The organism is Streptomyces sp. NPDC048424, from assembly GCF_040651555.1.
GTDB lineage: Bacteria > Actinomycetota > Actinomycetes > Streptomycetales > Streptomycetaceae > Streptomyces.
The window spans coordinates 1-19,776 of record NZ_JBEZKE010000015.1 but is presented as its reverse complement, the minus strand read 5'-3'; the positions used below and the strand labels follow the sequence as shown (position 1 = coordinate 19,776).

The 19,776-nt window shown below is 70.0% G+C and carries 18 protein-coding genes; 10 read left to right on the top strand and 8 right to left on the bottom strand.

Annotated features, from left to right (window positions below):
* Positions 1-40 precede the first annotated feature (40 nt).
* The 3 genes from AB0D29_RS21815 to AB0D29_RS21805 are packed head-to-tail and all read left to right on the top strand — an operon-like array spanning position 41 to position 2,647.
* The gene (locus AB0D29_RS21815) at positions 41-934 is read left to right on the top strand and encodes a GNAT family N-acetyltransferase (RefSeq protein ID WP_362856382.1); all 894 of its coding nucleotides are present in this window, start codon (positions 41-43) and stop codon (positions 932-934) included.
* 18 nt (positions 935-952) lie between these two features.
* Complete coding sequence (locus AB0D29_RS21810; protein WP_362856380.1) at positions 953-1,414, top strand: GNAT family N-acetyltransferase; 462 nt, start codon at positions 953-955, stop codon at positions 1,412-1,414.
* A 57-nt stretch (positions 1,415-1,471) separates the two neighbouring features.
* The gene (locus AB0D29_RS21805) at positions 1,472-2,647 is read left to right on the top strand and encodes a winged helix DNA-binding domain-containing protein (protein WP_362856378.1); all 1,176 of its coding nucleotides are present in this window, start codon (positions 1,472-1,474) and stop codon (positions 2,645-2,647) included.
* A gap of 35 nt (positions 2,648-2,682) precedes the next feature.
* Here the strand turns inward: AB0D29_RS21805 and AB0D29_RS21800 are convergent, their stop codons facing one another.
* Positions 2,683-4,068, bottom strand: a complete 1,386-nt coding sequence (locus AB0D29_RS21800; RefSeq protein ID WP_362856376.1) for a serine hydrolase domain-containing protein — start codon at positions 4,066-4,068, stop codon at positions 2,683-2,685.
* 9 nt (positions 4,069-4,077) lie between these two features.
* On the bottom strand, positions 4,078-5,544 hold the full coding sequence (dnaB, locus tag AB0D29_RS21795; RefSeq protein WP_362856580.1) for a replicative DNA helicase: 1,467 nt from the start codon (positions 5,542-5,544) through the stop codon (positions 4,078-4,080).
* Between the two features lie 452 nt (positions 5,545-5,996).
* Here dnaB and AB0D29_RS21790 point away from each other — a divergent pair, with 452 nt between their 5' ends.
* A complete protein-coding gene (locus tag AB0D29_RS21790; RefSeq protein ID WP_362856374.1) occupies positions 5,997-7,334 on the top strand; it encodes an MATE family efflux transporter in 1,338 nt (445 codons plus the stop codon).
* Positions 7,335-7,484: 150 nt separating this feature from the next.
* Here AB0D29_RS21790 and rplI read toward each other — a convergent pair whose 3' ends face one another.
* From rplI to rpsF, 4 genes are all read right to left on the bottom strand, one after another.
* Positions 7,485-7,931 carry a 50S ribosomal protein L9 gene (gene rplI, locus AB0D29_RS21785; protein WP_351290121.1) on the bottom strand — a complete coding sequence of 149 codons (447 nt, stop codon included), beginning with the start codon at positions 7,929-7,931 and terminating at the stop codon, positions 7,485-7,487.
* Between the two features lie 18 nt (positions 7,932-7,949).
* Positions 7,950-8,186, bottom strand: a complete 237-nt coding sequence (gene rpsR / locus AB0D29_RS21780; RefSeq protein WP_005315025.1) for a 30S ribosomal protein S18 — start codon at positions 8,184-8,186, stop codon at positions 7,950-7,952.
* Between the two features lie 43 nt (positions 8,187-8,229).
* Entirely contained in the window at positions 8,230-8,829 is a 600-nt protein-coding gene (locus AB0D29_RS21775) for a single-stranded DNA-binding protein (protein ID WP_362856372.1), read from the bottom strand.
* A gap of 72 nt (positions 8,830-8,901) precedes the next feature.
* On the bottom strand, positions 8,902-9,192 hold the full coding sequence (gene rpsF, locus AB0D29_RS21770) for a 30S ribosomal protein S6 (RefSeq protein ID WP_004950685.1): 291 nt from the start codon (positions 9,190-9,192) through the stop codon (positions 8,902-8,904).
* 250 nt (positions 9,193-9,442) lie between these two features.
* Between rpsF and AB0D29_RS21765 the strand changes: the two genes are divergently transcribed.
* The 3 genes from AB0D29_RS21765 to AB0D29_RS21755 all read left to right on the top strand — a co-directional run bounded on the left by AB0D29_RS21765 (position 9,443) and on the right by AB0D29_RS21755 (position 12,089).
* Positions 9,443-9,745, top strand: coding sequence for a hypothetical protein (locus AB0D29_RS21765; protein ID WP_362856370.1), 303 nt, complete (start codon positions 9,443-9,445; stop codon positions 9,743-9,745).
* Positions 9,746-9,887: 142 nt separating this feature from the next.
* Positions 9,888-11,006 (top strand): peptidoglycan bridge formation glycyltransferase FemA/FemB family protein, encoded by a 1,119-nt coding sequence (locus AB0D29_RS21760; RefSeq protein WP_351290127.1) that lies wholly within the window; start codon positions 9,888-9,890, stop codon positions 11,004-11,006.
* Positions 11,007-11,057: 51 nt separating this feature from the next.
* Positions 11,058-12,089, top strand: a complete 1,032-nt coding sequence (locus tag AB0D29_RS21755) for an alanine racemase (RefSeq protein WP_362856368.1) — start codon at positions 11,058-11,060, stop codon at positions 12,087-12,089.
* Positions 12,090-12,098: 9 nt separating this feature from the next.
* Here the strand turns inward: AB0D29_RS21755 and AB0D29_RS21750 are convergent, their stop codons facing one another.
* Together AB0D29_RS21750 and AB0D29_RS21745 are read right to left on the bottom strand one after the other, a co-directional pair.
* Positions 12,099-13,559, bottom strand: a complete 1,461-nt coding sequence (locus AB0D29_RS21750) for a glycosyltransferase 87 family protein (protein ID WP_362856366.1) — start codon at positions 13,557-13,559, stop codon at positions 12,099-12,101.
* A gap of 94 nt (positions 13,560-13,653) precedes the next feature.
* Positions 13,654-16,263, bottom strand: coding sequence for a transglycosylase domain-containing protein (locus AB0D29_RS21745; protein WP_362856364.1), 2,610 nt, complete (start codon positions 16,261-16,263; stop codon positions 13,654-13,656).
* Positions 16,264-16,537: 274 nt separating this feature from the next.
* Here AB0D29_RS21745 and AB0D29_RS21740 point away from each other — a divergent pair, with 274 nt between their 5' ends.
* The 3 genes from AB0D29_RS21740 (at position 16,538) to AB0D29_RS21730 (ending at position 19,647) form a co-directional block, all read left to right on the top strand.
* Complete coding sequence (locus AB0D29_RS21740; RefSeq protein WP_030707740.1) at positions 16,538-17,140, top strand: PadR family transcriptional regulator; 603 nt, start codon at positions 16,538-16,540, stop codon at positions 17,138-17,140.
* Positions 17,141-17,189: 49 nt separating this feature from the next.
* On the top strand, positions 17,190-18,272 hold the full coding sequence (locus AB0D29_RS21735) for an inositol-3-phosphate synthase (protein ID WP_362856362.1): 1,083 nt from the start codon (positions 17,190-17,192) through the stop codon (positions 18,270-18,272).
* 106 nt (positions 18,273-18,378) lie between these two features.
* Positions 18,379-19,647 (top strand): MFS transporter, encoded by a 1,269-nt coding sequence (locus tag AB0D29_RS21730; RefSeq protein ID WP_362856360.1) that lies wholly within the window; start codon positions 18,379-18,381, stop codon positions 19,645-19,647.
* The last annotated feature ends 129 nt before the right edge of the window (positions 19,648-19,776 follow it).

Sequence of the window (19,776 nt, the reverse complement as noted above, 5' to 3'; positions counted from 1 at the left end):
TCCTCTGGACGGCTCCCGGTCCATGATCCAGTCTGAGCCGGTGACACCACCACACATCACCGATCTGCCGATCCGGGCGCTGACCGTGGACGATCTCCACCGCTGCGCCGACCTGTCCGAAGATCGCGGCTGGCTCCGCGAGGACCACAAGTGGGGTCTGCTCCTCGCTGCCGGAACGGGGTACGGCGTCGATGCCCCGGACGGCCGGGGACTCGCCGCCGCGTGCATCGTCACCCGGTACGGCGACACCGGCGCCGGCCCGGAACTGGCCGCCATCGGCATGGTCCTCGTGGCCGACCGCTACGCCCGCCAGGGCCTCGGCCGCCGCCTGATGATCCACGTCTGCGACGACGTGCTCAAGGGTGTCCCCCTCACCCTGCACGCCACTCCGTACGGCCGCCCCCTCTACGAGGAGCTCGGTTTCCAGACCACGGGCCGCGCCGAGATGCTGAAGGGCACCTTCCGGCCCGAGGGCACCCCCGGCGCGTACGGCACCCCCCTGGTCCGGCCGGCCACCGCCGGAGACCTCCCGGGCATCCTGCGCCTGGACGCCGAGGTCTTCGGCACCGACCGCACGCACATGATCACCAGACTGCCCGCCTTCGCCGACCAGTTGATCGTCGCCGAGGACCACAGCGGAGACGGCACCCTCGCCGGCTACGCGGCCGCCTGGCCCAACATGGACACCCATGTCATCGGCCCTCTGATCGCCAAGGACACCGGCACCGCCCAGTCGCTGGTCACCGCCCTCGCCTCAGGTACGGACCGGCCGCTGCGCACCGATGTCGACGTACGGCACCAGGAGCTCGTCGCCTGGCTCAAGGACCGCGGCCTGGGCTCGGTGGCCTTCAACGCCGTCATGACCCGTGACATCCCCGGCCTGCCCGGCGACTGGACCCGCCGCTGGGCTCCGCTCACCGTGGCAGCGGGCTGAGAGAGGAAACACCCCCTCATGACCGACACCCCCGACCTGGCCATCCGGCCCGCGACCGAAGCCGATCTGCCCGCCATCGTCGCCATGCTGGCCGATGACCCGCTGGGTGCCACCCGTGAGTCCCCCGAGGACCTCACCCCGTACCGCGCGGCCCTGCGGCGCCTCGCCGGAGACCCGAACCAGCACCTGGTCGTCGCCGTCCGCGCGGACCGCGTCGTGGGCACCCTCCAGCTGACGATCGTCCCCGGGCTCTCCCGCAAGGGGGCCACCCGCTCCCTCATCGAGGGCGTCCGTGTCCATGCGGACGAGCGCGGCGGCGGCCTGGGCACCCGGTTCATCGAGTGGGCGGTGGAGAAGTCCCGTGCCGAGGGCTGCTCGCTCGTCCAACTGACCTCGGACGTGACCCGGACAGACGCCCACCGCTTCTACGAGCGGCTCGGATTCACCGCCTCCCACGTCGGGTTCAAGCTGCAGCTCTGAGCCGGCCGGCCCGCGGGCCGGGTCGCCCTGTCTGCGGCCCGGCCTACGATCGGGAGGATGAGCCCCAGCCTGCCCCTCGTCACCACCGCCGAGCGCCGCCACCGGCTCGGCCGACGCCATCGCCTCGCTCCCTCGGCCCGGGCCGCCACGGTGGCGGAGGCGGCGGACTCCGTGGTCGCCCTGCACGCCACCGACGCCTCGACGATCTTCCTCTCCGCCCGTGCCCGGCTGGCCGAGGGCGGCCCCGGTCTGGTCGAGCAGGCTCTCTACGAGGACGTCAGCCTCGTGCGGCTGCTCAGCATGCGCAACACGCTCTTCGCGGTCTCGGCGGAACTCGCCCCCTACGTCGACGCGTCGTCCGCGCGGGCCATCGCCGTCAAGGAGCGCCGCAGCCTCCTCAAGCACCTCGACGAGGACGGTCAGGGACTCGACGCGCAGTGGCTGGCCCAGGCGGAGGCCGCCGCGCTCGACGCCCTCGACGTCCACGGGCCGTCCACCGGAAGCCAGTTGTCGGCCGCCGTGCCCGCGCTGCGCCAGAAGATCACTATCGGCCGGGGCAAGAAGTACGAGACGGAGACCGGTGTCGCCACCCGTGTCATCCGGCTGCTGGCCGCCGACGGCCGGATCCGGCGCGGCCGCCCGCGCGGGTCGTGGACCTCCAGCCAGTACCGCTGGGTCCACACCGAGCCGTGGCCCGCCGTACCCGCCGCCGAGGCCCGCGCGGAGATCGCCCGCCGCTGGCTCCACGCCTACGGCCCGGCCACCGAGGCCGACCTCAAGTGGTGGACCGGCTGGACGCTCACGGACGTGCGCAAGGCACTGGCGGCCGTGGGCCCGGACCAGGTTCGCCTCGACGACGGCAGTACCGCTCTCGTCGGCCCCGGCGACACCGCGCCCGAACCGGCCCCGGAGCCCTGGGCCGCGCTGCTGCCCGGCCTCGACCCCACCGGCATGGGCTGGGCCGACCGCGGTTTCCAGCTCGACCCCGCCCACAAGCCCGCGCTCTTCGACTACGCCGGCAACATCGGCCCCACCGTGTGGTGGAACGGCGAGATCGTCGGCGGCTGGGCCCAGCGTTCCGACGGCGAGGTCGTCTGGCGGCTGCTGGGCAGCCCCAGCCGCGCCGCCGAGGAGGTGATCACCGCCGAGGCCGCACGCCTCGCCGCATGGGTGGGCGAGGCCCGCATCACCCCGCGCTTCCGCACCCCGCTGGAACGCGAACTCGTCGCCTGAACGGAACCTGAGCCGGGGCTCCCGGCTCCCGGCCGTCAGCCGATGCCCCGCCAGCCCTGCGGGTCCACCCCGCCGGGCACCGGCGCCTGGGCGTCGTACGGTTCGCGCGTGAAGACGAAGGACGCCAGATCGAGGTGGCTCACCGAGCCGTCCTCCCGGCGCACCGCTCGCAGCGTCTCACCGGCGTAGTAGCCGTTCAGTCCGGTCCAGGTGCCGTCCGGCTCGGCCCGGAACCGGGCCGTGCGCCCGGACCCGCCCAGCGGGCCCAGCTCCAGCAGCCCGTCCGCCGTCAGTCGCACCGCTTGCGCCGAGGTCCCCCAGTACCAGGGGCCGCACAGCTCCAGCGGCACCCGGTCCGACTCCAGGAAGGGCCGCCACGGCTCCGGGAACCGCGGCTCGGCGTCCGCCACGATCCCGACGAGTTCCGCCGCCACCGTCGCGGCCGGAAGGCCCGAGGTGCAGTTCGCCAACACCACCGCCGCCACGTCGTCCGCCTCGCTCAACCACAGGCCCGCGACGAAGCCGGGCAGCGATCCGCTGTGGCCCGCGAGCCTCCGGTCGCCGTCGGCCGTCAGCTGCATGCCCAGCCCGTACCCGAGATCGGCGAAACCGGGCTCCGGCGGCGCTGCCGGCGTGCGCATCTCCCGTACGGACTCCGCGCTCAGGACCCGCTCGTCACCGCGCAGCAGGAAGGCGGCGAACCGCGCCAGGTCCGTGGTCGTCGACCACAGCTGTCCGGCCGGAGCCATCAGCCCCAGGTCCTCCAGCGGCTCGGGCATCATCAGGTCCGCCCACGGGTGCACCGCCCAGCCGCCCGCGTGCGGGGCCCGCGGCTGCCCGCTCGTACGGTCCAGCCCGAGGGGCTCCAGGACCTCGGCCCGCAGCACCTCTTCCCAGGGCTGCCCGCGCAGCGCCTCCACCAGCAAACCCAGCAGGGTGTAGCCGGGGTTGGAGTAGTGGTGGCGGCGTCCCGGGGTGTGGGCGAACGGCTCGTCACCCAGGACGTCGGAGAGCTCGGGCCGCTGTGCGCCGGGGGTGCGCTCCCACCACTCGCCGGGGGTCTCCGCCGCCAGTCCGCCGGTGTGGGCCAGCAGCTGAGCGACGGTCACCTCGCCGGCTCCCGTCCCCGGCAGGTGCTTCTCCAGCGGGTCCGAGAGACTCAGCAGTCCCTCGTCCCGCAGCCGCATCACCAGAACTGCCGTGAAGGTCTTGGTGATCGAGCCGATCCGGTACTGGACGTTCCCGTCGGGACCGTGCCCTTCGACCGAGGTCCGGGAGCCCTCCCAGACCACCTCACCGCCCCGCACCACGGCCGCTACCACGGACGGCGCCCGCCCCGCGCTCTGCGCCACGGCGATCCGGTGCCTGAGGGCACGCCGGGTGGCGGGGAGAAGTTCCAGGTCCTCAGAAAGATCATCCATGATCGGATGCTACGTGTTGGCCATGTCCACGAAGCGTGAATAGTGGCCCTGGAAGGCCACGGTGATCGTGGCCGTGGGGCCGTTACGGTGCTTGGCCACGATCAGGTCCGCCTCACCCGCGCGGGGGGACTCCTTCTCGTACGCGTCCTCGCGGTGCAGCAGGATCACCATGTCCGCGTCCTGCTCAATCGAGCCCGATTCACGCAGGTCGGAGACCATCGGCTTCTTGTCGGTGCGCTGTTCCGGACCACGGTTCAGCTGGGAGAGCGCGATCACGGGGACCTCGAGCTCCTTCGCCAGCAGCTTGAGGTTTCGGGACATGTCCGAGACCTCCTGCTGACGGCTCTCGGGACGGCGCGAGCCGCCCGACTGCATCAGCTGGAGGTAGTCGATGACCACGAGCGAGAGGTCGTTGCGCTGCTTGAGCCGACGGCACTTGGCCCGGATCTCCATCATCGACAGGTTGGGGGAGTCGTCGATGTAGAGCGGGGCGGCGGAGACGTCCGGCATCCGGCGGGCCAGCCGGGTCCAGTCGTCGTCCGTCATCGTGCCGGAGCGCATGTGGTGCAGCGCCACCCGGGCCTCCGCCGAGAGCAGGCGCATGGCGATCTCGTTGCGCCCCATTTCGAGGGAGAAGATCACGCTCGGCAGGTTGCTCTTGATGGAGCAGGCCCGGGCGAAGTCCAGGGCGAGCGTGGACTTGCCCATCGCGGGACGGGCGGCGATGACGATCATCTGCCCCGGGTGCAGGCCGTTGGTCAGCGAGTCCAGGTCCGTGAATCCGGTGGGAACGCCCGACATCTGGCCGCTGCGCGAGCCGATCGCCTCGATCTCGTCGAGGGCGCCCTCCATGATGTCGCCGAGCGGCAGGTAGTCCTCTGAGGTCCGCTGTTCGGTGACGGCGTAGATCTCGGCCTGGGCGCTGTTGACGATCTCGTCGACGTCTCCGTCGGCCGCATAGCCCATCTGCGTGATCTTCGTGCCGGCGGCGACCAGGCGGCGCAGGACGGCCCTCTCGTGGACGATCTCCGCGTAGTACTCGGCGTTCGCCGCGGTCGGCACGGACTGCACCAGGGTGTGCAGGTACGAGGCCCCGCCGACCTTGCTGATCTCGCCGCGCCGGGTCAGCTCGGCGCCGACGGTGATCGGGTCGGCCGGCTCGCCCTTGGCGTACAGGTCGAGGATGGCCTGGAAGATCGTCTCGTGCGAGGGCCGGTAGAAGTCGTGGCCCTTGATGACCTCGACGACGTCGGCGATGGCGTCCTTCGAGAGCAGCATGCCGCCGAGCACCGACTGCTCGGCGTCGAGGTCCTGCGGAGGGACGCGCTCGAAGCCGCCACCGCCGCCGCCGTCCCAGGAGCCGCCCTCGCGGCCCCGGTCGTGCTGTTCGTCCCCGCGGCCACGGCCTTCGCCGCTGCGGCGCGAACGGGCGGGCAGACGGTCTCCTGGACCGCTGTCGGCCCAGGGGTCGTCCATGGGCTCGGGCATGCTCACCGGGCCGCCTCCTCCCGTCCGCAGAGCGGACCTCGCCATGCCACTCTTTCTATGGCACGGCTCTGACATTTGGGGCACCCGAATCGGCTGTCGGCGAGTCGGGCAACGCACCACGGTAGGGCCGGGAGCGGCGTCAGCCAATCTTGTTATCCACAGGCTGTGTGGATGAGATGTGGATGACGGCGCCAATGCTGTGGGTAACTCCCGGGAAGCTGTGTACGGACCGGGGGACGACGCTGTGGACAAAATCACCCGCGCCACCCCGTTACCCCACTTGACCTGGGATTTTCCTCTCCGGAGGCGGTGGGGAGGAAAAATCTTGGCCACTGTCTCAAGATCGCCTCCAACGAGTCGCGAAGAACGCTCACATCGACGCCACAGTAAGGATCACAAATGGGTTGCATCCATTACCTGTGGAAGATTAGATTGAGCGCATGACACAGGCCCTCACAGCACCCGAGGCTGGGCCGAGACGGCACGACCGAGAGATATTCGCGCTCGCCGTCCCCGCCTTCGGCGCGCTCGTCGCCGAGCCCCTCTTCGTGATGGCCGACAGCGCCATCGTGGGACACCTCGGCACTCCCCAGCTCGCCGGCCTCGGCATCGCCGCCGCTCTGCTCACCACCGCCGTGAGCGTCTTCGTCTTCCTCGCGTACGCCACCACGGCGGCCGTCTCCCGCCGGGTCGGCGCGGGCGACCTGCAGGCGGCCATCCGGCAGGGCATGGACGGCATCTGGCTCGCCCTCCTGCTCGGTGTGGCCGTGATCGCCGTGGTGCTGCCCGCGGCTCCGTCGCTGATCTCCCTCTTCGGAGCCTCCGACACCGTCGCCCCGTACGCCGTCACCTATCTGCGCATCTCGGCCTTCGGCATCCCGCCCATGCTCATGGTGCTGGCCGCCACCGGGGTCATCCGCGGCCTCCAGGACACCCGCACCCCGCTCTACGTGGCCGTCGGCGGCTTCACCCTCAACGTGGGCCTGAACGCCGCCCTCGTCTACGGTGCGGGGCTCGGCATCGCCGGCTCCGCCTGGGGCACGGTCATCGCCCAGTGCGCAATGGCGGCCGCCTATCTCGTCGTGGTCGTGCGCGGAGCCCGCCGGCACGGCGCCTCCCTGGTCCCGGACCCCGCGGGCATACGGGCCTGCGCCCGAGCCGGAGCACCCCTGCTGGTCCGCACCCTGTCCCTGCGCGCCATCCTGATGATCGCGACGGCCGTGGCCGCCCGGCTCGGGGACGCCGACATCGCCGCCCACCAGATCCTGCTCGCCCTGTGGAGCCTGCTCGCCTTCGCGCTCGACGCCATAGCGATCGCCGGACAGGCGATCATCGGCCGCTACCTGGGCGCGGGCGACACGGAAGGCGCAAAGACGGTCTGCCGCCGCATGGTGCAGTGGGGCATCGTCTCGGGCGTCGTGCTCGGCCTGCTGGTCGTCCTGGCCCGCCCGGTGTTCATTCCGCTGTTCACCAGCGATCCGGCGGTCGAGGCCGCCCTGTTCCCCGCCCTGCTGGTCGTGGCCCTCTCCCAGCCCGTCTCGGGCATCGTCTTCGTGCTCGACGGGGTCCTCATGGGTGCGGGCGACGGCAGCTACCTGGCCCGGGCCATGCTCCTGACGCTCGCCGCGTTCGTCCCGGCCGCCCTCCTCGTACCGGTCGTGGGCGGCGGCATCACGACGCTCTGGTGGGCCATGACCCTGATGATGCTGGTCCGGATGGTTACCCTCAGGGTGCGCGCCCGCTCGGGCCGCTGGCTGATCGCGGGAGCCACCCGCTAGCGCGCCTTCCACGCCGATGTTCCACGCCGATGTTTCTCCCCCGGCTACCGCCGGGAGGTGCCCCCAGTGAAACATCGGCTGTTTCACGTGAAACATCGGGAAACGACGAAGGGCCGCACCCCGAGGGGTGCGGCCCTTCACGCGCAGCCCTTAGGCGGCGATGACCTCGATGCCCACGTTCGCGGCGACCTCGGCGTGCAGACGCACGGAGACCTGGTACGAACCGAGGGTCTTGATCGGGGCGCCCAGCTCAACGCGGCGCTTGTCGACCTTCGGACCACCGGAAGCCTCGATCGCCGTGGCGATGTCGGACGGGGTCACGGAGCCGAAGAGACGACCGGCGTCACCCGCACGGGTGGCCAGACGCACCTTCACGCCCTCGAGCTTGGCCTTGACCTCGTTGGCCTGCTCGATGGTCGCGATCTCGTGGATCTTGCGGGCGCGGCGGATCTGCGCCACGTCCTTCTCGCCACCCTTGGTCCAGCGGATCGCGAAACCACGCGGGACCAGGTAGTTGCGAGCGTAACCGTCCTTGACGTCGACGACATCGCCGGCGGTGCCGAGGCCAGAGACCTCGTGGGTCAGGATGATCTTCATTAGTCGGTCACCCTTTCCTTATCGCGCGGTGGACGTGTAGGGCAGCAGCGCCATCTCACGGCTGTTCTTGACGGCCGTGGCGACGTCACGCTGGTGCTGCGTGCAGTTGCCGGTAACGCGGCGGGCACGGATCTTGCCGCGGTCGGAAATGAACTTCCGCAGCATGTTCGTGTCCTTGTAGTCCACGTACGCGGTCTTGTCCTTGCAGAATGCGCAGACCTTCTTCTTAGGCTTGCGCACAGGCGGCTTCGCCATTGTGTCTCTCCTGTGTGATCAAGAAGTGGGGATGCGAGCTGCCCTAGAAGGGCGGCTCGTCCGAGTAGCCACCGCCGGAGCCGCCGGAGCTTCCGCCCCAGCCGCCCCCGCCGCCGCCCTGCTGCTGGCCACCGGCCGGCGCGCTGGACGCCCACGGGTCGTCGGAGGGAGCTCCGCCGCCCTGCGGGGCGCCGCCGCTGGGGGCTCCGCCCCAGCCACCGCCGCCACCCTGCTGCTGCTGGCCGCCACCGCCGCCGTACCCACCCTGACCGCCGCGACCGGTGGTCTTGGTGACCTTGGCCGTGGCGTTCTTCAGGCTGGGGCCGACTTCCTCGACGTCCAGCTCGTAGACCGTGCGCTTGACACCCTCACGGTCCTCGTACGACCGCTGCCTCAGCCGGCCCTGCACGATGACGCGCATGCCTCGCTGGAGGGACTCGGCGACGTTCTCCGCCGCCTGCCGCCACACCGAGCAGGTCAGGAACAGGCTCTCGCCGTCCTTCCACTCATTGGTCTGACGGTCGAAGGTGCGGGGGGTGGACGCGACACGGAACTTCGCGACCGCCGCACCCGAGGGGGTGAAGCGCAGCTCGGGGTCGTCGACGAGATTGCCGACGACCGTGATGACGGTCTCGCCTGCCATGGATGAACCTCTCGGCGGGAATTGCTGCTGGGCTGCTGTGCTACTCGGTCCCGATTACCGCTGAACCGAAGTTCAGTGGGTCTCGGGGCGAAGGACCTTGGTCCGGAGAACCGACTCGTTCAGGTTCATCTGTCGGTCAAGCTCCTTGACGACCGCAGGCTCGGCCTGAAGGTCGATGACCGAGTAGATGCCCTCGGGCTTCTTCTTGATCTCGTAAGCGAGACGACGACGGCCCCAGGTGTCGACCTTCTCGACCTTTCCGTTGCCCTCACGGACGACGGAGAGGAAGTTCTCGATCAGCGGGGAGACAGCGCGCTCCTCGAGATCGGGGTCGAGGATGACCATCACTTCGTAGTGACGCATGTGGAACCCACCTCCTTTGGACTCAGCGGCCACGGTCGTTCCGTGGCAGGAGGGTCGTGATGCGTGCGCACGGTGTCCGAGAGCAGACACCGCGCAGCTGTACAGACTACCTCCTCGACTCCTTCCGGTTGAAATCCGACGGGAGGGGGCCCCAATCTGTATCCATCGGGTGTGCTCGGTGCTATGCCCCCGGCCCCTGCCGGAGGCCGCACCGCCGCACCGCTCTGCGTCAGCCAGGAGGTGCCTTCCGATGGCACAGGCCATGCAACGTCAGCCCATCTCCCTGCTCTCCACCGACGGCAAGCCCCACCCGCTGCAGGACACCCTGATGGCGGTCACCCTGACCCTCGGCGCCGTGGCGTTCGTCACGGCCTTCTTCCACAACCTGCACCTGATCAGCTCATGGGCCGGGCTGATCGGAATTCTGACCGGCGCGTACGGACAGTTCGTCTCCGTCACGACACGCGAGCGCTTCGCGCTGATCATCGGCCTAGGCGCGTCTGCCATCGGCTTCTACCTCGGCATGTTCCACGGCGGCCTCTTCGGCGGCTGACCGGGCCGAGCAGGGCACCTGCGCGGCAGGGCGCCGGCTCCGCACCGGCCCGGGCCTCCGGCCCGTCCCCCAGATGGGTGGCGCCCTTGTCGCAGTAGGCTTCGCGCCATAGCCAGCGAAGCCGCCGGAGGAGACGCCCCGCATGAGCCTGTCCCTGAGGACCATCAGCCGAGAGCAGCATCTGGGTTACCTCCAGAGCCTGCCCTCGGCTAGCCACTGCCAGGTCCCGGCGTGGGCCGACGTGAAGAACGAGTGGCGCTCCGAGAACCTCGGATGGTTCAACGAGTCCGAGGAACTCGTCGGTGCCGCACTCGTGCTGTACCGCCAGCTGCCCAAGGTGAAGCGATACCTCGCCTACCTCCCCGAGGGCCCGGTCATCAACTGGTACGCCCCGAACCTGGAGGAGTGGCTCCAGCCGATGCTGGCCCACCTCAAGCAGCAGGGCGCCTTCACCGTGAAGATGGGCCCGCCCGTCGTGATCCGCCGCTGGAACTCGACCGCCATCAAGGCCGGCATCCAGGACCCGGGCGTGAAGCGCCTGCGCGACGTGGAGGCCTCGGTCATCGAGCCCCGCGCCTTCGAGGTGTCCGACAAGCTGCGCCGCATGGGCTGGCAGCAGGCCGAGGACGGCGGCGCCGGATTCGGCGACGTCCAGCCCCGCTACGTGTTCCAGGTGCCGCTGGCCAACCGCTCGCTCGACGACGTCCTCAAGGGCTTCAACCAGCTGTGGCGCCGCAACATCAAGAAGGCCGAGAAGGCCGGCGTCGAGGTGGTCCAGGGCGGCTACGACGACCTGCCGACCTGGCAGCACCTGTACGAGATCACGGCCGAGCGCGACAAGTTCCGCCCGCGCCCGCTCAGTTACTTCCAGCGCCAGTGGACGGCCCTCAACGCCGAGGACCCCAACCGGATGCGCCTCTACATCGCCACGCACGAGGGGGAGCCGCTGGCCGCCGCCACGATGCTCACCGTCGGACAGCACGTCTGGTACTCGTACGGCGCCTCCGCCAACCACAAGCGCGAGGTGCGGCCTTCGAACGCGATGCAGTGGCGCATGCTGCGCGACTCCTACGCACTCGGCGCCAGCGTCTACGACCTGCGCGGCATCTCTGACACGCTGGACGAGAACGACCACCTGTTCGGTCTGATCCAGTTCAAGGTCGGCACGGGCGGCGAGGCCGTCGAGTACGTCGGCGAGTGGGACTTCCCGCTCAACAAGGTGCTGCACAAGGCGCTCGACATCTACATGTCGCGCCGCTGATCCCCTGACCCCCTGACCCCCGCTGTTATCGAGAAAGGTGCCGGACGGGCCATGGCGCTCACGCTCTACGTCGACACCGCGCGCTGGCGTGCGCACCAGAAGCAGATCCAGGACCAGTTCCCCGGGATGATCCCGGTCTGCAAGGGCAACGGTTACGGCTTCGGCCACGAGCGGCTGTGCGAGGAGGCGACCCGCATGGGCGCCGACGTGCTCGCCGTCGGCACGACGTACGAGGCCGCGAGCATCAAGGACTGGTTCGGCGGCGACCTGCTCGTCCTCACCCCGTTCCGGCGGGGCGAGGAGCCGGTGCCGCTGCCGGACCGGGTCATCCGCTCGGTGTCCTCGCTGGACGGGGTCCGCGGTCTGGTCGGCGCCCGCGTGGTCATCGAGTGCATGAGCTCGATGCGCCGCCACGGCATCTCCGAGCAGGATCTGGGCCAGCTGCACGGGGCCATCGAGGACGTCCGGCTGGAGGGCTTCGCCCTGCACCTGCCGCTGGACCGCCCGGACGGCTCGGACGCCGTCGAGGAGGTCATCGGCTGGATGGACCGGCTGCGCGCGGCCCGGCTGCCGCTGCACACCATGTTCGTCAGCCACCTGCGGGCCGAGGACCTGGCACGGCTCCAGCAGCAGTTCCCGCAGACCCGCTTCCGGGCCCGCATCGGCACCCGGCTGTGGCTGGGCGACCACGAGGCGACCGAGTACCGCGGTGCGGTCCTCGACGTCACGCGCGTGGCCAAGGGCGACCGGTTCGGCTACCGCCAGCAGAAGGCCGCCTCCGACGGCTGGCTGGTCGTGGTCGCCGGCGGTACCTCGCACGGGGTCGGTCTGGAGGCCCCCAAGGCCCTCCACGGCGTGATGCCGCGGGCCAAGGGCGTCGCCCGGGCCGGCCTGGCCACCGTCAACCGGAACCTGTCGCCGTTCGTGTGGGCGGGCAAGCAGCGCTGGTTCGCGGAACCGCCGCACATGCAGGTGTCGATCCTGTTCGTGCCCTCGGACGCGACCGAGCCGAAGGTCGGCGACGAGCTCGTGGCGCACCTGCGCCACACCACCACGCAGTTCGACCGGGTGCTCGACGCCTGAGCCGGCCCGTCAGTCCTTGGGGTCCAGGCCCCAGTCGACCCGCTGTCCCCCCGAGGGCGCCGCGTACCGCGGCGCCCTCGCCGCGTCCGACAGCACGAACACGTCCTCGGCCCCGTCCAGGACGCCGCCGGACGGGTCGTCCGAGCCGTCGCGGCGTACGACGTCCCGCTCGGGCAGCAGGATGTCCCGGACGACGACCGCGCACAGGTACAGGGTGGCGAGCAGGTGGGCGGCGATCGCCAGCTGGTAGCCCTCCACGGGCAGGCCCTGGTGCTTGTCCCCGCTGCTCGTGTAGGCGAGGTAGAACCAGATCCCGAGGAAGTAGACGATCTCGCCGGTCTGCCAGATCAGGAAGTCCCGCCAGCGCGGGCGGGCCAGCGCGGCGAGCGGGATGAGCCACAGCACGTACTGCGGCGAGTAGACCTTGTTGCAGAGGATGAACGCGGCGACGACCAGGAAGGCCAGCTGCGCGAACCGGGGCCGCCGCGGGGCGGTCAGGGTGAGCAGGCCGATCGCCCCGCACAGCAGGAGCGTCAGCCCCGTCGCGTACGTGTTGGCGTCTTCCATGGGGTTGCCGGAGCGCTGTGAGATCAGCAGCCACACGGAGCCGAAGTCGATGGGCCGTTCCTGGCTGAAGGTGTAGAACTTCGTCCAGCCGTCCCAGGCGAAGAGCATGACGGGCAGGTTCACCACGAGCCAGGCGCCGGCCGCGCCGAGGACGGCCGCGCCGAAGGCGCGCCACTTCCCGGCCCGCCAGCAGAGCACGAACAGCACCCCGAGCAGCAGGACGGGATAGAGCTTGGCCGCGGTGGCCAGGCCGATGAAGACGCCGAAGAGGACCGTCCGTCCGCGGGACCACATGAGCATCCCGGCGGCGGTCAGGGCGATGGCCAGCAGGTCCCAGTTGATCGTCGCCGTCAGGGCGAAGGCGGGCGCGAGCGCGAAGAGCAGGGCGTCCCAGGGCCGGCGGCGGTGGGTGCGCGCCACGCACACGGCGATGACCGCCGCGCAGGCCATCAGCATGCCCGCGTTGACCATCCAGTACATCTGCTCGCGGTGCTGCATGGAGCCGCTGCCGGGGGTCAGCCAGGAGGCGATCTCCATGAAGAGCCCGGTGAGCACCGGGTACTCCAGGTACTCCATGTCGCCGGGAAGCCGGTCGAAGTAGGGCGTCAGGTTGTCGGCGAAGCCGCGTACCGCGTACAGGTGCGGGATGTCGGAGTAGCAGGCGTGGGTGTACTGCGAGGCCGCTCCCCGGAACCACGCCCAGTCGTAGCAGGGCAGCTTCTGCACCATGCCGAGCGCGAACATGCCGATGGCGAGGAGGGCCACGACGCGGACGGGCCCCAGCCAGTGGCCGCCCAGCCGGGCGTAGCGGCCGAGCGGGCCTCCGATGAGCTCACTGCCGGCTGCTGCGACCTCGTCCTGCTGCGTCGGCAGTACGGGACGGTCCTCGTGCACCTGGGTCATGGGGGTCATCCTGCCGTACGGGGCCGGACACGGGGGAAGGCCGCCGCACGACTGGTGCGACGGCCTTCCTCTGTTCACGGGGCGCTGGGGCCGGTCAGTCCGGCACGGTTCCGGCGGTCCCTCCGGGGGTGCCGCAGGGGCGGCCCGGTCTGCAGCTGTTCGACGGGGACGGCGATCCGCTGGCCCCGCCCTGGGTGCCGGCGATGACCCCCGAATTGGCGCCGGTGTTCGCGCCTCCGTTGGTCGTCCCGCGCGTGGGGTCGTCCGGGTCGCAGTACAGCTCCCACGGCTTGCAGGACGGCTTCCCGCCCTTGGACGGGGTCGGGGACGGCGTCGGGGAGGGCGGCGGGGTCGTCGACGGGGACGGCGACGGCGAAGCGGGGGCCGACGGCGTGGGGGAGGGGGCACCTGAGGCGTCGGCGGTGACGCCTACGTCCTCGGGCTCCGGGAACTGCTTGACCGGCGCGTCCTTGAGCGCTTCGCGCATGTACTGGGTCCAGATCTCGGCCGGGATGTCACCACCGTGGATGGACGGGATGGCGCCCACGCCGTTCATGGACTGCAGCTTCCGGTCCTGCGAGTTGGGGTCGGTGCGGAAGAGGACGACCGAGGTGGACAGCTCCGGGGTGTAGCCGACGAACCACGCCGACTTGTTCTCGTCCGTGGTACCGGTCTTGCCCGCGGCGGGCCGGCCGAGCTTCTTGGCCTCCTTGCCGGTGCCGTTCTTGACGACGTTCTGCAGGACCTCGGTGATGTTGTCCGCGACGGCGTTGTCCATGGCCCGCTGGGGCTTGGGGGGCTCGAAGCCGGGCAGCTTCTCGCCGTCCTTCTCGACCTCGGTCACCGAGTAGGGCTCGTGGTGCGTGCCCGAGGCGGCGAACGTGGCGTACGAGTCGGCCATCCGGATGGCGCTGGGGGTCGAGGTGCCGAGGGCGGAGGAGGCGTCCGGGTTCGGGTTGATCGACTCCTCGAGGATGCCCGTGGCCTTGGCCAGGTCCCGCACCTTGGTGTGGCCGACGTCGAAGATCAGCTGGGCGAACGGGACGTTGATGGACTTCTCCATCGCCTCGTTGAGGGTGACGTATCCGTAGGCCGTCGGGCTCTCGTTCTTCTGCTTGAACGGTTGGCCCTTGGCGTCGCGCAGCGGCCTGCCCTCACGGTTGTTGATCACCGTGAGGTCGTTGGCCTGGTACTTGCTGTCGGCCGAGATGCCCCGGCCGTTGGAGTTCTGGGTGCCGTACTGCATGGCCGCCGCGAGCACGTACGGCTTCCAGGTCGAGCCGACCGGGACACCGCTGGTGTTGGCGTTGTTGCTGAAGTACTTCTGGTCCCAGCCCGGGCCGCCGTACAGGGCCACGAGCGCCCCGGTCTTGACGTCCACGGAGGCCCCGCCGAACTGGACGAAGGTGTCGGTGTCGGGCCGCTTCTTCTCGTCGATGAAGCCGTCGCGGGCGTCCGCCACGGCCTTGGCCAGGGCGTCCACCCTCGGCTTCTCGAAGGTGGTCTTGATCCGGTAGCCGCCCAGGGCCATCTGCTCGACGGTGATGCCCTTGGTCTTCATCACGTACGCCTTGGCCGTGTCGACCAGGTAGCCGATCTGGCCGGTCATGCCGCGGGCCTGCTCCGACTCGACGCGGGCGGGGAAGTCCGAGTCCTTGTACTTCGCCCGCTCGGTCTTGTCCATGCGGCCGACCTCGACCTGGCGGTCCAGCACCCAGGCCCAGCGCTTGCGGGCCCGGTCCTCGTTGAGTTCGGGGGTGGCCGCGGGGCCGATGCCGCCGTCCGGGTTGTAGAGGTTGGGGCCCTTGAGCACGGAGGCCAGGAACGCGCACTCGGAGGGGTTCAGGTCCTGGCTGTCCTTGCCGAAGTAGGCACGGGCCGCGGCCTGGATGCCGTAGGCGTCGCGTCCGTAGTAGGCGGTGTTGAGGTAGCCCGCGAGGACCTTGTCCTTCTCCTCGGAGACACCCAGCCTTATCGCGATGAAGAGCTCCGTGACCTTCCGCTTGAGCGTCTGGTCGGAGTCCAGGTAGGTGTTCTTCACGTACTGCTGGGTGATGGTCGAGCCGCCCTGGGTGGAGCCGCCCGTGCCCATGTTCCAGACGGCGCGGGCGATGCCCATCGGGTCCACGCCCTTGTCCGTCTCGAAGGACTCGTTCTCCGCCGCGATCACGGCGTCCCTCATCGACCGGGGAATGCTCGAGATGGGCACGATCTGCCGGTTCATCGAACCGCCCGTCGCCACCATCTGGCTGCCGTCGGCCCAGTAGAAGACGTTGTTCTGCGCCTTGGCCGCCTTGTTCGGGTCCGGCGTGCTCACCATGGCGATGCCGATGCCGGCACCGGCGATGATCACCGCGAAGAAGCCCAGGGTGGTGCCGGAGACCAGCTTCCAGGAAGGCACGAAGCGCTTCCAGCCGTCCCGGTCGGACCGCGGATAGTTGATCAGCCGCTTGCCGGGGCGGCCCGAGCCGCGAGCGGCGTTCGCGGCGCCTCGGCCGCGGCCCCCGGAGCCTCTCTGGGCAGCCCGGCGCGCCTCGGCACGACTGCTCGGCACGGGCTCCTGCGTGTACGGGCCGCTGTGCGACGCGGTGGGGACGTCCCGTCCGCCCGGGGCGCCCCTCCCGGGGCGCTGCTGGGCGGCGCGGCGGGCCGAGGCCCGCCCACCACCCTGGGGCTGCGGCGGTTTGCGGCGGTGCTCGCTCATCGAACGACTACTCCTCGGGCAGGCGAGTGGCCTGGAAGCGGCAGATGAATTCCGGTTCCCCCGGTGTCATGGCCCACAGACTACGCACGCTCAAAACCCGACCAGTGCCGAAGTTCACCCCAAATCAGGCAACTCCGCTGGTGCGAATTGGTGATGTGACACCGGTCACCAGATCACCCCTTGTCGATCAGGGCGCCCCGTTCTATCGTCTGGATGTATCGAGTCGATACATCAGCTCGGCATAAAGACTCAGGGGCGGAGGAGAGGCAGGCGGATGAGCAGACGCTCAGGCATCCTCGAGTTCGCCGTCCTCGGCCTGCTGCGCGAGTCCCCCATGCACGGCTATGAGCTGCGCAAGCGGCTCAACACCTCACTGGGGGTGTTCCGAGCCTTCAGCTACGGGACGCTCTACCCCTGCCTCAAGACGCTGGTCGCCAACGGCTGGTTGATCGAAGAACCGGGCAATGCCCCGGAGGACGCTCTCGCCGCTTCACTCGCAGGGCGCCGCGCCAAGATCGTCTACCGGTTGACGGCCGCGGGTAAGGAGCACTTCGAGGAGCTCCTCTCCCACACGGGCCCCGACACCTGGGAGGACGAGTCCTTCGCCGCCCGCTTCGCCTTCTTCGGCCAGACCGAACGAGACGTGCGCATGCGGGTGCTGGAGGGCCGCCGAAGCCGGCTGGAGGAGCGTCTGGAGAAGATGCGCGCCTCCCTCGTCCGTACGCGGGAGCGCCTCGACGACTACACGCTCGAGCTGCAGCGGCACGGCATGGAGTCCGTGGAGCGCGAAGTGCGCTGGCTGAACGAGCTCATCGAGAGTGAGCGGGCGGGACGGGACCGCAGAAGGTCCGGTCCGTCCGACGAAACTGAAAAATGAGGCCTGCATCTCGCAGACCTCGTCCGAGAACAAACAGGGAGCAACCGGAATGGGTTCGGTTCGCGTAGCCATCGTCGGCGTAGGCAACTGCGCCGCCTCGCTGGTGCAGGGCGTCGAGTACTACAAGGACGCCGACCCGGCGGCCAAGGTCCCCGGTCTGATGCACGTCCAGTTCGGCGACTACCACGTGCGTGACATCGAGTTCGTCGCCGCGTTCGACGTCGACGCGAAGAAGGTCGGCCTCGACCTTTCGGACGCCATCGGCGCCAGCGAGAACAACACCATCAAGATCTGCGACGTCCCGAGCGCCGGTGTGACCGTTCAGCGCGGCCACACCCTGGACGGCCTGGGCAAGTACTACCGCCAGACGATCGAGGAGTCCGCCGAGGCTCCGGTCGACGTGGTCCAGGTCCTCAAGGACCGCGAGGTCGACGTCCTGATCTGCTACCTGCCGGTCGGTTCCGAGGCCGCGGCGAAGTTCTACGCCCAGTGCGCCATCGACGCCAAGGTCGCCTTCGTCAACGCCCTCCCGGTCTTCATCGCCGGCACCAAGGAGTGGGCTGACAAGTTCACCGAGGCCGGTGTCCCGATCGTCGGCGACGACATCAAGTCCCAGGTCGGCGCCACCATCACCCACCGCGTGATGGCGAAGCTGTTCGAGGACCGCGGTGTCCGTCTTGAGCGCACCATGCAGCTCAACGTCGGCGGCAACATGGACTTCAAGAACATGCTCGAGCGCGACCGCCTCGAGTCGAAGAAGATCTCCAAGACGCAGGCCGTCACCTCGCAGATCCCCGACCGTGAGCTCGGCGAGAAGAACGTCCACATCGGCCCGTCCGACTACGTCGCGTGGCTCGACGACCGCAAGTGGGCCTACGTCCGCCTCGAAGGCCGTGCCTTCGGCGACGTCCCGCTGAACCTCGAGTACAAGCTCGAGGTGTGGGACTCCCCGAACTCCGCCGGTGTCATCATCGACGCCCTGCGCGCCGCGAAGATCGCCAAGGACCGCGGTATCGGCGGCCCGATCCTGTCGGCGTCCAGCTACTTCATGAAGTCCCCGCCGGTGCAGTACTTCGACGACGAGGCCTACGCGAACGTCGAGAAGTTCATCAAGGGCGAGGTCGAGCGCTAGTCGAACCCCAAGGGTCCGCGAGGACACCTGGACTTCGACTGTTCTTCCGCGGAGGGTCCCCGGGCAATATGCCCGGGGACCCTCCGCGTATGTGACCCTTGCCCTCATGCCTGTCGTACGTGATCTGCGCGTACTCCTGCGCCTCAGGGACTTCCGCAACCTGCTCGCCGTACGGCTGCTCTCCCAGGCGGCGGACGGCGTCTACCAGGTCGCCCTCGCCACCTACGTCGTCTTCTCCCCGGAGAAACAGACCTCGCCGACGGCCATCGCCTCGGCCATGGCGGTACTGCTCCTGCCCTACTCGCTGATCGGCCCCTTCGCCGGGGTGCTGCTCGACCGCTGGCGCCGGCGTCAGGTCTTCCTCTACGGCAATCTGCTGCGCGCCTTCCTCGCCTGCGTCACCGGGATGCTGATCGTCGCGGAAGTGCCCGACTGGCTGTTCTACGCCTCGGCGCTGTCCGTGACCGCCGTCAACCGCTTCGTACTGGCCGGGCTCGCCGCCTCGCTGCCCCGCGTCGTCGGCCCCGATCAGCTCGTCACCGCGAACGCGCTCTCCCCCACCGCCGGAACCCTGGCGGCGGTCGCGGGCGGCGGGCTGGCCTTCCTCGTCCGGCTGCTGGCCTCCGACTCCAACGCCCTCGTCGTCCTGCTCGGGGCCGGGCTCTACCTGTGTGCGGCCCTCGTCTCCCTGCACCTCGCCATCGGCCTCCTCGGGCCCGACCACCCCGCCGGCCGGGTCCACCCCTCCGTCGCCGAAGGGGTCGCCCTCACCGTGCGGGGCATGGCCGAGGGCCTCCGGCACCTGGCCGGCCGGCGCGAGGCGGCCCGGGCGCTCGCCGCGATGACCATGATGCGGTTCTGCTACGGCGCCCTGTTCGTCATGCTGCTGATGCTCTGCCGCTACTCCTGGTCGGACAACGAGGCCGACGGGCTGGCCGTGCTCGGCGTCGCCGTCGGCGCCTCCGGGGCGGGGTTCTTCGCGGCCGCCGTCGTGACCCCGTGGCTGGCGGGCCGGCTGGGCACCCTCGGCTGGATCACGGCCTGCTCCGCGGGAGCCGCGGTCCTGGTGCCGGCCCTCGGTCTGTTCTTCGCCCCGGGGCCGATGCTGGTCGCCGCCTTCGTCCTCGGCCTCGCCACCCAAGGGGCCAAGATCGCCACCGATACGGAGGTCCAGTCCCGGGTGGACGACGACTTCCGCGGGCGCGTGTTCTCCGTCTACGACGTGCTCTTCAACGTCGCCTTCGTGGGAGCGGCGGCGGTGGCCGCCCTCATGCTCCCCGCCGACGGGCGCTCGGTGGCCCTGATCCTCTGCGTGTCCGCCCTCTACGCCGCGACCGCGCTGCTGCTGGGCCGGTCGGAGCGGCGGCTCGTCTGAAGACGCCCCCGATCGACGGCCGGCGTCGATGTTTCACACCCTCACCATCGACATGCGGCAGACCTCGGTCGTCTCCGCGCTCGTCTACCACCCCCGCACGAACGGGCCCAACGGGCGCGTCGGCGAGTA

Coding starts and splice junctions, on each gene's coding strand:
- AB0D29_RS21810 (WP_362856380.1), top strand. CDS start 953: ATGACCGACACCCCCGACCTGGCCATCCGGCCCGCGACCGAAGCCGAT.
- AB0D29_RS21805 (WP_362856378.1), top strand. CDS start 1,472: ATGAGCCCCAGCCTGCCCCTCGTCACCACCGCCGAGCGCCGCCACCGG.
- AB0D29_RS21800 (WP_362856376.1), bottom strand. CDS start 4,068: ATGGATGATCTTTCTGAGGACCTGGAACTTCTCCCCGCCACCCGGCGT.
- dnaB (WP_362856580.1), bottom strand. CDS start 5,544: ATGGACGACCCCTGGGCCGACAGCGGTCCAGGAGACCGTCTGCCCGCC.
- AB0D29_RS21790 (WP_362856374.1), top strand. CDS start 5,997: ATGACACAGGCCCTCACAGCACCCGAGGCTGGGCCGAGACGGCACGAC.
- rplI (WP_351290121.1), bottom strand. CDS start 7,931: ATGAAGATCATCCTGACCCACGAGGTCTCTGGCCTCGGCACCGCCGGC.
- rpsR (WP_005315025.1), bottom strand. CDS start 8,186: ATGGCGAAGCCGCCTGTGCGCAAGCCTAAGAAGAAGGTCTGCGCATTC.
- AB0D29_RS21775 (WP_362856372.1), bottom strand. CDS start 8,829: ATGGCAGGCGAGACCGTCATCACGGTCGTCGGCAATCTCGTCGACGAC.
- rpsF (WP_004950685.1), bottom strand. CDS start 9,192: ATGCGTCACTACGAAGTGATGGTCATCCTCGACCCCGATCTCGAGGAG.
- AB0D29_RS21765 (WP_362856370.1), top strand. CDS start 9,443: ATGGCACAGGCCATGCAACGTCAGCCCATCTCCCTGCTCTCCACCGAC.
- AB0D29_RS21760 (WP_351290127.1), top strand. CDS start 9,888: ATGAGCCTGTCCCTGAGGACCATCAGCCGAGAGCAGCATCTGGGTTAC.
- AB0D29_RS21755 (WP_362856368.1), top strand. CDS start 11,058: ATGGCGCTCACGCTCTACGTCGACACCGCGCGCTGGCGTGCGCACCAG.
- AB0D29_RS21750 (WP_362856366.1), bottom strand. CDS start 13,559: ATGACCCAGGTGCACGAGGACCGTCCCGTACTGCCGACGCAGCAGGAC.
- AB0D29_RS21745 (WP_362856364.1), bottom strand. CDS start 16,263: ATGAGCGAGCACCGCCGCAAACCGCCGCAGCCCCAGGGTGGTGGGCGG.
- AB0D29_RS21740 (WP_030707740.1), top strand. CDS start 16,538: ATGAGCAGACGCTCAGGCATCCTCGAGTTCGCCGTCCTCGGCCTGCTG.
- AB0D29_RS21735 (WP_362856362.1), top strand. CDS start 17,190: ATGGGTTCGGTTCGCGTAGCCATCGTCGGCGTAGGCAACTGCGCCGCC.
- AB0D29_RS21730 (WP_362856360.1), top strand. CDS start 18,379: ATGCCTGTCGTACGTGATCTGCGCGTACTCCTGCGCCTCAGGGACTTC.